Below are 10,085 nucleotides of genomic sequence, written 5' to 3' on the forward strand. Positions count from 1 at the left end.
TCAGGCCGGCTCGGTGAAGTTGGGCTCGGCAGGCTCGGTCACGTCGTAGTCACGCTCCCAACCCTCGTTCTCCAGCTTGATGGTCTGGATCGCCACGGCGTTGGCATTGGCGTCCAGGTCCGGCAGCGCCTGGTACTCCGACACCCAGCAGCGGAACACCTTGTAGGCGAGGGCGAGCTGGCCAGCTTCGTTGTACACCTCGATGATCAGGTCCTTGCGGAAGTCCTTGAGCGAGACCTCAGCACCGAGGCCGGCGCCGAAATTCCACACTTTGTTGGCCCACCTCTCGAACTCGGTGTCATGGGTGACGCCGCGCTCCAGGGTGATGGCTTCGAACTTGGTGCGCCCGGGCGACTTGCGCGACGTCGAGGGGTCGCCGCCTTCACGGTGTTCGACCATTTCGGTGCTGCGCTTGAGCGAGCCGACCTTGCTGATCCCGGCGACATAGCGGCCATCCCACTTCACCCGGAATTTGAAGTTCTTGTACGGATCGAAGCGCTGTGCGTTGACGCTGAACTGGGCCATGGTCTGTTCTCCTAGACGTCGATCTGTCCGGCCATCTGCTGCAGCTTGATGACCACGAACTCGGCGGGTTTGAGCGGAGCGAAACCGACCAGGATGTTCACCACCCCGCGGTTGATATCGCTCTGCGTAGTGGTTTCGCGGTCACATTTGACGAAGTAGGCATCGCGCGGGCTGCTGCCCTGGAACGCGCCCTGGCGGAACAGGTCCTGCATGAAGGCGCCGATGTTGAGTCGAATCTGCGCCCAGAGCGGCTCGTCGTTGGGCTCGAACACCACCCACTGGGTGCCGCGGAACAGGCTTTCTTCCAGGAACAGCGCCAGACGCCGTACCGGCACATATTTCCACTCGGAGGAGAGCAGGTCTGCACCAGCCAGGGTACGGGCGCCCCAGACCAGGTGCCCTGCGACCGGGAAGGTACGCAGGCAGTTGAGGCCGACCGGGTTGAGCACGCCGTTCTGCCGGTCGGTCATGGTGTAGGTGAGGCCCTGTACTCCGGAGAGGGACGCGGCCAGGCCGGCCGGTGCCTTCCACACGCCGCGCTGCACATCGGTGCGCGCCATGATCCCAGCCACCGCGCCACAGGGTGCAAAGTCGGCCAGGCGGTTCTCCGACAGGGGATCGGGCATGCGCAGGCGTGGGAAATACACTGCGGCGTTGATCGCGAAGGCGTTGCCGACCGCGCCGCGCAAACCGTTGACACCGGTTTCCGCTGCACTGATGGCCGTACTCGGAGTCGCGGTCCAGGCCACCGGTGAGTCGATGATCAGCAGGGCACGGCGCTGCTGACAGTAGATCGCCGCATCCTCAAGGGTGCCGGCGGCAAGATCGGTGTCGCGGGTGAGGGGAGGGATGCACAGCAGATTGAACAGGTCGGCCTCGTCCAGGGCGTAGATGCCGGTGCGCAGGTTTTCGTTGCCGATGATCTGGGCATCGGCAATGTCGGCGCCATCGTCACCCAGCGTGCCTTCGGTCGTTGCCGTACCGTCGGGATTGGCAACCGTGACCGTGTCATTTGTGGGACTCTCGTCGATCGGAGCCGAAGTACGCACATTGACCAGGGCCGATTGTTCGTTGAGCACGGTATCGACAAAACGCGGGCTGAGGGGATCGACCGAGACATTGCGGAACAACTCCGAAGCCACGGCAACGCTGCCACCGGGTCGATCAAGTTCTTCAATCAGCAGGTTGAACAGCAGCTGATCGGTAGTATCGCGGGTATCGTGATCCACCGTTGCCTGCAGCCTGTTGCCCCAGGTGCCAGGGCTAGCGGCCTCCAGCAACAGCGAGCCGGTGGCAGTGGCCAGATCCAGGGTAGCCTTACTGGCGTCTGCATCATCGGCGCCGAATACGCGGACGATCAGCGCATCGCTGCCGCCATGCTGGAAAAACTGCAGCACGGCATAACTCAGGGTGCTCGGCTGCCAGAGCCCGCCGAACAGACGCGAATACTCGGCGAAGCTCTGTACGCGTACCGGATCGTTGACCGGCCCACGCAACGCTCGGCCCACAAACGCGGTGATCGAGGTGGCGACGCCGGTGATGGTGCGCACGCCGCTGGGTACTTCTTCGATGTAGACGCCCGGATAACTCAGGTTGGATGGCATGAGCTGAACTCCTCAGAAGGAATCTGCGGCCCGGCCTAATGCAAGATGGCGCGCAAACCGGGCGTTAACTACTCGGTGCACTGAGATCGATGCGGACAGTACGAATGCGCGCAATCAGGAAAGACGAGCGTCCAGGCCCAAATGCGGCGGAGAGGAGAATGCGTGGCTTCCATCCATGAAAACTAGGCGGCAACGCGGACTACAAAAGCCCGACTGGCCATATGGCCGATGATGCTGTTTTCACACTAGGTCAGGGAGGCCATGGCGCAATAGTGTCAAACTGCCTGCCTGACGAGAGGCATGATAGTTCGCATAATGCCGTGACGTTACGTTTAATCGCGTTTGGACAATCGGGCGCAGCCTCCAAGCGCGATTTAATGTAACGTCCGTTATGCGATGCCTTCTCTCGACCTTCCCGATTATTTGTTACGTAACGCACGCCTCTACGCCCCCGGCCATGATGACCAGGGCGCAGTTGCGCATGTGATTGAGGACTATGCCCGGCTTGTCGGTGAGGTTCGCCAACTGCGCCGCCGGGTAGCGCAGCTTGATGAGGAGGGCGCCGCCCTGGACGCCCGTCTTTCTGAACTGAAGGCCCTATGCCTCGTCATCCTCGATTTGTAGCTCTATTGCTGGCTGGTCGCGGTGTCTCTTCTTTCGCGTTTTCTTTGCCAGCTCGGCCTTTAGTTGTTCGATCTGCTTCTCAAGCTGTGCGATTTTTAGGTCTTTCTCTACCGCTTGCACCCTGAGTCTTTCCATTTGGTCATGCACCTGGCGGAAGTTTTTAGTCAGGCGCTCCACATCTTCTGAATTTGCCTTTTCGTTACGTTGCGCTTTTTGCCTCTCGCGGTAGGCCCGCTGCCTATCGGCATTGCTCATGGCCGAGCCGGTAGCCGGGCGACCTCGGCGCTTCGGCTGTTCGCCCAGGTCGAGCGCCTGGGTTGCTTTGTCGTTGGTGTCGATCACAGGTAGTTCTCCTCGTCGCACTTTTGCAGACCACGAAATAGGGCGCGCTCCGGGCTACCGTATGCGTCGTCGGAGTGCAGGACTCCACGGCCTTCCTTGGACAGAATCCACTCGTAGTCTCCCCATTCGCCAGCACTTACGACGTACAGCGTGTATCCGCCGTCGAGTTCGATGGCATGGTTTACGCGATCAGGGGTGTTCGAATATTTCCAAGTGATCAGGTGCGCGCCGGTGTCTTTGATATGCATTGCTCAATCTCCGTTTCGTTGTCCGTGCCTTAATTATAGTAACGTAACGGTAAATAGACTAGCGTAACGTAACGCTAAATATGACCGTTCGTCGGCTTATTTGTAACGTAACGGACAATCCCCGAGCCGCCCTCGACCGCCCCCCCTTCCTGATTACTCCCCGCGAAGCGGGCATGTGTAGCGAATGGCGGAACATTCCCCGCCAGGGGAACGGGTAGCCGGAAGGCGCAGGGCGGTAGCCCTGTTCGAGCACCTGGAGCGAAGGCGGAAGAGCGCAGAGCTTCTAAGGCAGACCCGCACGTCCCTGGGGTAGGCCTGGAAGGCCGCAGGGGTTCACCCCCTGTTCGAAGCTAGCCGACGCAATGTCGGCTCTGCGTAGAGCTTTTGGCGTCGTTTCGGCCGGCGCCGACCGGTGGGGGTGCTGTTACACCCCCACTTTACCCCGGATTCCCGGGGTTGCTCCTACCTCTTGGGCTTCGCCATCCTTTCGAAGTCTTCTTCGGTGATTTCCTCTAATCCCTTAAGAATCAACCACTTAAGCATTTCTGTCTCTTTGATCGACTTCTTTGTCGCAATGGTCGCTTTCACGGCCTCCTTTTCGACCTTGCGCCATGTCTCGTCGTCAATGTGCTTTGTGGGCATTGAGCTGTCGCCTCTTGTTTGTTTGCGCTCGCATTCTAGGCTTTTTTTCTAAGCCCCTTGACATTGAGAATCTAAGAACCTAACTTCTGCGGCAATTCTCATTTCTTAGAAACTCAGTATGTTCATCGACTGGCTCACGGTTTCACAGGAACACCCCCACGACCTTCCGGTCGTCTGCGACGTGTTCACGATTACCGTTGATGCCATCACCGGCGAGAAAATCAGCGAGCGCCAGCCCCGCTTCAAGCATGAGGGTTCTTTTTCTACCTCGATCACGATTCACGTCCAGGGGCGCAAGGTGAGGGTAGAGGGCAACCCGAGCCGTATAGACCGCCTCGACAACCTTTTCGGCTATGAGCACGTTGAGCAGTGCATCAGCGTCTATAACCGCATCCTTGCTGAGTACGGCCTGCCGGGCTTCACCCGCTGCACCGTTCGTATGCTCCGCGATGGCGCCTCAGGTGCCCGCGCTGGTGACTGGCTTTCTGATGGCGCCTGCATCGAGCGCATAGACCTGACCACCAATGTCGCGGTGGGTGAGGGCAACGTATTGGCTTACTTGCGTGCCGTTTCCTCGCAGCGCATTGGCCACTCCATCGGGAACCTGTTTCCAAACGGTCGCACCGTCGATTGGCGGACCGAGAAGGGCGGTTGCCGCCTCCAGTACCGCAAGTCCTACGACAAGGCCTATGAAATCGACCTGCATCTTTTGCCACGGGCCAAGCGCCTGTTTGGCGATGACTCACCCGAGGCCAGCTACGCGCAGCAGGTTCGGGACTACTGCGCCGAGCATGGCGTTGTTCGGATGGAACAGGAGCTGAAAGCCGAATTCCTCCAGCGCGAAAACCTCCGTTTTTGGGGCCTCTTTGATGAACGCCGGCTCACTGAACTTCACGGCGAATTTCTGGCGATAGACGAACGTTTGAAGGTGACTGCGATGGATATCGTGAGCATTTCTGAGCAGCTTCTGCTCGAAAAAATTGTGAATACCACCCGCGCAGCAAACACGACTGCGATGTATGCCATTCAGTGGATGCACGGTCAGAAGTTCGACTTCAACAAGTCCGCCGTCCAAGAGCACGCAGCCCGTCTTAACCGCATCGGTATCAACATCCGCAATGCCTGCGACACCAGCCGCTTTGCCCCTGTGATCGTCCGTCAGGCCCGCGAGATCGAGAAGACCTACGCGCTTCCTGTTCCTGTCTGGTACCGCCGCCCGGTCGGCCATCTGCACGCGGTGGCCGCATGAGAACCGTCAGCTTCCAGGGCGCTCGCCTGACCGAATCCGACCGCCGCCGTCTCGCTCAGCAGCAGCAGGCGAGGGCGTTCATCAACCCCGTTCTACAGCAGCAGGTCGCCCAGATCGAAGCCAATTTGGCACGCCTGCAAGCTGACGAAAATCGGGTCGATCCCTACCGGTATCGCCTCGACTACCAAGCTAAAGGCACGCCGTATGTTGGCGATGCGTTCGGCTTCTAACCCGCGCCACTACTGATCTGGAGCAAATCATGCCCTACACCTACCTCGGCGTTACCCGCGATGCCGGCACCTCGAAAAAGACCAACAACAAGTACGACATTTTGGTCGTTCATTTCGCCCAGGACGCTTCCCAGAACCAGCGCCCTGACCGCCAGTTTTCCTGCGGCTTGGAGCCTCAGCAGATGCCCATCAGCGAGGCCTGCATGAAGCAATTCCAGACCATCGAGCCTCTGACCGCTGTTAACTTCGACTTCGAGCCCGATCCCCGGAACATGCAGCGCAACCGCATCTGCGGCGTTCGTCCTGTCGCTGCTGCTAAGCCTTCGGCTGTTGCCTAAGGGGAGGGCGCCGCCGTGATCTTCCAGGGTCGAATCATCTGCAACGGTTGCTCCCGCGAAATGGGCGTCCTGCACGTCCAGACCGCCCAGGAACAGCACTTCTGCCCGGATTGCTCCGCATCCGGCTCGGCCGATGTTTTGACCCCCGAGCTTGCTTTGGCGCTCTCCGAACTCATCACCCGAGGCATTAGCCGCGGGCGCATCCCTGAGGTGCTCCGCTGATGCCTCTTCCCCTGTGTGTCCACCTCGATCAAGCCACCGGCGCCCTGGTTGCCGCTGGCGAGTTCACCGGCGAATGCACCGGGTACGTACTCATCACCCCGGCCGATTGGGCGGGGTCGGTGACCATCGCTCAGCTGTTCGCAATGCCTGACGCGTCTCAGCTGGGCGCTGCCTTTGCCTGCTTCTTCGGCGTGGTCGTTGGCCCTTGGGCCATCGCTCACCTCGTCGGACGAGTTGCGGGCTTCTTCGACCACGATAGAGAGGAACTCTAACCATGGAAAACACCGTGAAACTGCTGCAACGCGCCGGTTACGGCATCGCCATCACTGCCGTCGCCGTACCGGCTATGGCTGCTGAGGCTATCGACTACAGCGCCATGATCGCCGTTCCGGTGGCCACCGGCGCTGTCGCTGCCATCGTCGCGATGGGTGCCGTCAAGATCGCTCCCGGCTTCGCGAAATGGGCCGTCAACAAAGTCGCCGGCATGTTCCGTTAATTCGGGCATCCCTGCGGGGACAGTAGGCCCCCAATTCGGGGGCCTTTCTTTTTGGAGTGGAGAAAATGATATGGATGGTGCTCGCGGCATTTGCAGGCGTTATTACTGGTGGCTGTGTCTGCTTTGCCTTGCAGTCTTCGTAAGCTCGGCCGATGCCGCTACTCGTCGTTACCCTAAAATGCCAACTGCCCAGGAGGTAGGAACTGGCGGCACTGCTGTCTCTAAAGGTACTAATACATATTCAATTGAGCAGCCAGGTGTTGACTATATCCCTTCTGATTATTCTTCTTCAAAGGGCACAAAGCTCCCTGTAAAAACCAAGTACGATTACTCAATTCCCCGAACTTTTAACCATGCTAAAGGTTGGATTTCCAAGATTGGCAAAGGCGGCCTTGTTGGTATCGGCGTTTCTGTCGGCATTGACATGATGCTTGACCATGTCGGTGCTTTTATTGACGAAAACGGCCAGCTAGCTAAGAAGAAGGAGAATCTAGAGCCTCTTTCAACTCTTTGGTGGTGTGCTCAGCCTGTTGCTACTAACTGCAAAGCTACCGATGCCGCTTACAATACAAAACGTTTTGCCACTCCGTCCGACCTTGCGGCTTTTACCGTCTCCGACCGTAGCACTTCTTCTACTATTTATTCTGTTCAGGGGTATACCACTTCTGGTGCATCTGGCGTTGTTAATTACAAGGTAACTCGTTCTGACACACCCACGCCTGACACTTGGGCTCAGGAGATATTCAGGCACGGTGAATGCACCCCACCTTCCGTTTATTCAGAATCTTTACGTGGTTGCGTTAAAACAACTAATACGCCTCTCTCCGATTCCGATTATGCCCTGATGGAAGCCTTCGCTAACGCTCAGAATTCCGCCTGGCTCCAAGGTCTACTTAAGGACGTATGCGCGCAGTCTACCAATCCCGCGGGCTGCTTTTCAGAGCTTAAAGAACAAGGCTCCTCCCTTGCTGGCCCCTCTCAAGTCTCAGGCCCCTCTAAAACGACTACAAGCACTTATACCGATTCTAATGGCGTCTCCCAGCAAACAACCGCAACGCAAAACACCACATATAACATCACCTATGGCTCCAACTATTACGATTATCGTAAGACTGTAACCACTACAAAAACCGGCACGGACGGAACCTCCGAAACTTCGACCGAGGCCGAAACTCCTGATATTACAGAGGAGGAAAAGCCACCACAGGAAGAGCAGGAAGAAGAGCAGGTCGCCGCCGTTCCATGTTCTGGCTCTAGTTGCGACGGTCCTGCATATCAGGATCAGTATCAGCCCACCGAGCAAACAAAAGAAGACCACATAGACTCCTATGTTGATCGCGTCGCCTCCATTCCAATTATTCAGGCTGTAGGCAATTTGTTTGATATTTCTGCTGCCGGCGCCTGTCCAGTTTGGACCTTTAACCATCAACTTGAGATAGGCGGTTTCTCCACAAACATTAATCTTGTTTTTGATTACCTGTGCCAGCCCTGGTTTACCCAATACGGCCCCTGGATAAGGGCGGTCATTTATTTGGTTGCTGTGTACGCCGCGATCCGCGTTGCTCTCTTGTGAGGTGATATATGCAGGCGATTATTCAGACGATAGTTAGCTGGTTTGCATCGCTCTTTAAATGGTTTGGCCGAGTTTTCGAATGGTTCCTTGGCATGCTCAAGGACCTTTTCGAGCTAATAACGGATTTGCCTACCGTCATCTTGGGCGGCTTTCTCGATGGCGTTATTTATCTACTCGCGCTGATCCCCGTGCCGAGCTTCCTGGCCGGTGGTGGTCTGCTGCAAACCGCCATTAGCGGCCTCAATGGCGACGTTCAGTACCTGGTGGGCTTCTTCGGCATTCCAGCGGCGTTTTCCATCATCGGCGCGGGTGTGCTGTTCAGGCTGACCCGCAAAGCCATCACGCTTGGCCAGTGGTAAGGGTAGGGGAGTAGTCCATGATCTTCGGCAATGAAGGCATGCCAGGTTCTGGCAAAAGTCTCGACGCGATGCAGCACATACTCGATTCGCTCAACGCAGGTCGAACCATCATCACCAACATCCACGGCATCAATCACAAGGCCATTAGCGAATACCTGGCCGTCCCGCTTCCTACAGTTGAGCGCCTGCTCGTCTGCCTTATCCCTCCGGACGAGTTGGACGAGGATGAGAAAGTACGCTGGATTAAGGCCGAGTTTCTAAAGCGCCAGGTGCCTGACTGCCTGTGGATATGGGATGAGATCAACCAATTTTGGCCGCCTGATCGCCAGCCTCTGCCGGCTGAGTGGTCTAAGTTCATCACCGAGCATCGGCACTTGGGCATCGATGTCTTGGTCATGGGTCAGGACCTGGCCGAGCTCCATGCCACCTGGCGCAAGCGGCTTCAGCGTTACACCCGCTTCACGAAGCTCGACATGCAGGGCAAGGACGATCAATTCCACTGGGCCAGCTTCACCAACGTTGGCCGCAACAAGTACCGGAAAATGAGCGACGGAAAGAAACCCTACAACAAGGCCTTCTTCGGGTTCTACAGCTCGGTCCGCGCCACCACGACCAACCTCGACAACTACAAGGACGGCCGGTTTTCGGTGTTCCAGACCAAGCACAAGATGTACGCCTTGGGTTTCGCCGGCGTTTTGGCCTGGTCGCTCTATACCGTGGTTGGCTTCTTCACGCCGGAAGACGCTGAGGCAGAACCCGTAACCGCTCAGGAGCAGCCCCAGGAGCCCGCCAGCGCCCCCAAGGTAGCTGATGCAACCACCAGCACCGAAAAACCCACGGAAGCCCCTCCTGAAGCCGCCAAAGAGCCGCCCGAGCGCAAGCCTATCGACTACCTCGACAAGTTCGCGCTCAAGTATCAGCTGCGGCTTTCTGGCGTTATGGATCGCCTCAACCCCGAGCCAGGGCAGGCCGCTTTCGAGTTCCGCCTTGATTTTGTAGATGAGAGCTACCGCCTCAAGGAGCGCATGACGCGCAAGGACGTTGCCAGCCTGGGCTGGGCTATAGAGCGCCACGATTACGGCATATTGATCAGCAAGGACGGCGTCGAGTACGTCGCCCGCGCCTGGCCCCTGGACAACTGGGGCAAGGTTCCCCAGCAGACGATCACCGCTATCAAGCCGGGCCCGTGAGGCCCGCCGTGGCTTGCCACGTCGGCCGAACGGACCGGTATCGTCCACCGTCCGCCAGATACCTCCCAACAAGACCAGCGCCCACACCGGGCGCTTTTTTTGTTGCCGGCCTTGCTGTCAGGTAGCCTGTGATCCTTCGCAACGAGGGAACGACATGCAGGCTGCCAACGACGATTCACATGCATCCGATCAGCCGCTCGAGGTGGTGCTTCATGCGCGCTACCTGCTGGCCTTGAAGAATCACCGGCGCGACGGGCTGGTTCTGGGTTTTTTTTACGGTGTGCTCACCACGGGCTGTGCCTGGTATCTGGTGCCGAAAGTGCTGGCTCTGCTGGCTAGGCTCTGATCCTAGGCTTCGCATAATGTATATTATGTTAAATAATGATTATATCTCTGGCCTCGTTGCTTACCGCACGAGTGATCTGAACTAAAGATTCGAATTT

General features: G+C 57.8%; 16 protein-coding genes. 11 read left to right on the top strand and 5 right to left on the bottom strand.

Features of this window, described 5'->3' with window-relative positions:
* Together PA6_RS20090 and PA6_RS20095 are read right to left on the bottom strand one after the other, a co-directional pair.
* Entirely contained in the window at positions 1 to 525 is a 525-nt protein-coding gene (locus tag PA6_RS20090) for a phage tail protein (RefSeq protein ID WP_021702811.1), read from the bottom strand.
* Positions 526 to 536: 11 nt separating this feature from the next.
* Complete coding sequence (locus PA6_RS20095) at positions 537 to 2,129, bottom strand: phage tail sheath family protein (RefSeq protein WP_021702812.1); 1,593 nt, start codon at positions 2,127 to 2,129, stop codon at positions 537 to 539.
* 396 nt (positions 2,130 to 2,525) lie between these two features.
* Between PA6_RS20095 and PA6_RS23010 the strand changes: the two genes are divergently transcribed.
* The gene (locus tag PA6_RS23010) at positions 2,526 to 2,753 is read left to right on the top strand and encodes a hypothetical protein (protein WP_021702813.1); all 228 of its coding nucleotides are present in this window, start codon (positions 2,526 to 2,528) and stop codon (positions 2,751 to 2,753) included.
* Here PA6_RS23010 and PA6_RS20100 read toward each other — a convergent pair.
* The 3 genes from PA6_RS20100 to PA6_RS20110 all read right to left on the bottom strand — a co-directional run bounded on the left by PA6_RS20100 (position 2,727) and on the right by PA6_RS20110 (position 3,985).
* Positions 2,727 to 3,095, bottom strand: coding sequence for an eIF2A family protein (locus tag PA6_RS20100; RefSeq protein WP_021702814.1), 369 nt, complete (start codon positions 3,093 to 3,095; stop codon positions 2,727 to 2,729). The genes PA6_RS23010 and PA6_RS20100 overlap by 27 nt on opposite strands.
* Positions 3,092 to 3,343 (bottom strand): hypothetical protein, encoded by a 252-nt coding sequence (locus PA6_RS20105; protein ID WP_021702815.1) that lies wholly within the window; start codon positions 3,341 to 3,343, stop codon positions 3,092 to 3,094. Before PA6_RS20105 ends, PA6_RS20100 begins: the two co-directional genes overlap by 4 nt.
* A 462-nt stretch (positions 3,344 to 3,805) precedes the next feature.
* The gene (locus PA6_RS20110) at positions 3,806 to 3,985 is read right to left on the bottom strand and encodes a hypothetical protein (RefSeq protein ID WP_021702816.1); all 180 of its coding nucleotides are present in this window, start codon (positions 3,983 to 3,985) and stop codon (positions 3,806 to 3,808) included.
* A 118-nt stretch (positions 3,986 to 4,103) separates the two neighbouring features.
* Between PA6_RS20110 and PA6_RS20115 the strand changes: the two genes are divergently transcribed.
* From PA6_RS20115 to PA6_RS20155, 10 genes are all read left to right on the top strand, one after another.
* Complete coding sequence (locus PA6_RS20115) at positions 4,104 to 5,234, top strand: phage/plasmid replication domain-containing protein (RefSeq protein WP_021702817.1); 1,131 nt, start codon at positions 4,104 to 4,106, stop codon at positions 5,232 to 5,234.
* Complete coding sequence (locus tag PA6_RS20120; RefSeq protein WP_021702818.1) at positions 5,231 to 5,464, top strand: hypothetical protein; 234 nt, start codon at positions 5,231 to 5,233, stop codon at positions 5,462 to 5,464. The genes PA6_RS20115 and PA6_RS20120 overlap by 4 nt, the downstream gene beginning before the upstream one ends.
* A gap of 29 nt (positions 5,465 to 5,493) precedes the next feature.
* Entirely contained in the window at positions 5,494 to 5,802 is a 309-nt protein-coding gene (locus PA6_RS20125) for a hypothetical protein (protein ID WP_021702819.1), read from the top strand.
* 15 nt (positions 5,803 to 5,817) lie between these two features.
* Positions 5,818 to 6,024 (top strand): hypothetical protein, encoded by a 207-nt coding sequence (locus PA6_RS20130; RefSeq protein WP_021702820.1) that lies wholly within the window; start codon positions 5,818 to 5,820, stop codon positions 6,022 to 6,024.
* Complete coding sequence (locus PA6_RS20135) at positions 6,024 to 6,296, top strand: hypothetical protein (protein WP_021702821.1); 273 nt, start codon at positions 6,024 to 6,026, stop codon at positions 6,294 to 6,296. The genes PA6_RS20130 and PA6_RS20135 overlap by 1 nt, the downstream gene beginning before the upstream one ends.
* Before the next feature lie 2 nt (positions 6,297 to 6,298).
* Complete coding sequence (locus PA6_RS20140) at positions 6,299 to 6,520, top strand: hypothetical protein (RefSeq protein WP_021702822.1); 222 nt, start codon at positions 6,299 to 6,301, stop codon at positions 6,518 to 6,520.
* A 70-nt stretch (positions 6,521 to 6,590) separates the two neighbouring features.
* Positions 6,591 to 8,093: a hypothetical protein gene (locus PA6_RS23540; RefSeq protein ID WP_021702823.1), complete on the top strand. Its 1,503-nt coding sequence runs from the start codon at positions 6,591 to 6,593 to the stop codon at positions 8,091 to 8,093.
* An 8-nt stretch (positions 8,094 to 8,101) separates the two neighbouring features.
* A complete protein-coding gene (locus PA6_RS20145; RefSeq protein WP_021702824.1) occupies positions 8,102 to 8,452 on the top strand; it encodes a DUF2523 family protein in 351 nt (116 codons plus the stop codon).
* A 17-nt stretch (positions 8,453 to 8,469) separates the two neighbouring features.
* Positions 8,470 to 9,642, top strand: coding sequence for a zonular occludens toxin domain-containing protein (locus PA6_RS20150; RefSeq protein WP_021702825.1), 1,173 nt, complete (start codon positions 8,470 to 8,472; stop codon positions 9,640 to 9,642).
* Positions 9,643 to 9,796: 154 nt separating this feature from the next.
* Positions 9,797 to 9,988 carry a hypothetical protein gene (locus tag PA6_RS20155; protein WP_021702826.1) on the top strand — a complete coding sequence of 64 codons (192 nt, stop codon included), beginning with the start codon at positions 9,797 to 9,799 and terminating at the stop codon, positions 9,986 to 9,988.
* Positions 9,989 to 10,085: the final 97 nt, after the last annotated feature.

Origin of the sequence: Aquipseudomonas alcaligenes NBRC 14159 (assembly GCF_000467105.1) — a bacterium.
Taxonomy (GTDB): domain Bacteria; phylum Pseudomonadota; class Gammaproteobacteria; order Pseudomonadales; family Pseudomonadaceae; genus Aquipseudomonas; species Aquipseudomonas alcaligenes.

Coding starts and splice junctions, on each gene's coding strand:
- PA6_RS20090 (WP_021702811.1), bottom strand. CDS start 525: ATGGCCCAGTTCAGCGTCAACGCACAGCGCTTCGATCCGTACAAGAAC.
- PA6_RS20095 (WP_021702812.1), bottom strand. CDS start 2,129: ATGCCATCCAACCTGAGTTATCCGGGCGTCTACATCGAAGAAGTACCC.
- PA6_RS23010 (WP_021702813.1), top strand. CDS start 2,526: ATGCCTTCTCTCGACCTTCCCGATTATTTGTTACGTAACGCACGCCTC.
- PA6_RS20105 (WP_021702815.1), bottom strand. CDS start 3,343: ATGCATATCAAAGACACCGGCGCGCACCTGATCACTTGGAAATATTCG.
- PA6_RS20110 (WP_021702816.1), bottom strand. CDS start 3,985: ATGCCCACAAAGCACATTGACGACGAGACATGGCGCAAGGTCGAAAAG.
- PA6_RS20115 (WP_021702817.1), top strand. CDS start 4,104: ATGTTCATCGACTGGCTCACGGTTTCACAGGAACACCCCCACGACCTT.
- PA6_RS20120 (WP_021702818.1), top strand. CDS start 5,231: ATGAGAACCGTCAGCTTCCAGGGCGCTCGCCTGACCGAATCCGACCGC.
- PA6_RS20125 (WP_021702819.1), top strand. CDS start 5,494: ATGCCCTACACCTACCTCGGCGTTACCCGCGATGCCGGCACCTCGAAA.
- PA6_RS20135 (WP_021702821.1), top strand. CDS start 6,024: ATGCCTCTTCCCCTGTGTGTCCACCTCGATCAAGCCACCGGCGCCCTG.
- PA6_RS20140 (WP_021702822.1), top strand. CDS start 6,299: ATGGAAAACACCGTGAAACTGCTGCAACGCGCCGGTTACGGCATCGCC.
- PA6_RS23540 (WP_021702823.1), top strand. CDS start 6,591: ATGGATGGTGCTCGCGGCATTTGCAGGCGTTATTACTGGTGGCTGTGT.
- PA6_RS20145 (WP_021702824.1), top strand. CDS start 8,102: ATGCAGGCGATTATTCAGACGATAGTTAGCTGGTTTGCATCGCTCTTT.
- PA6_RS20150 (WP_021702825.1), top strand. CDS start 8,470: ATGATCTTCGGCAATGAAGGCATGCCAGGTTCTGGCAAAAGTCTCGAC.
- PA6_RS20155 (WP_021702826.1), top strand. CDS start 9,797: ATGCAGGCTGCCAACGACGATTCACATGCATCCGATCAGCCGCTCGAG.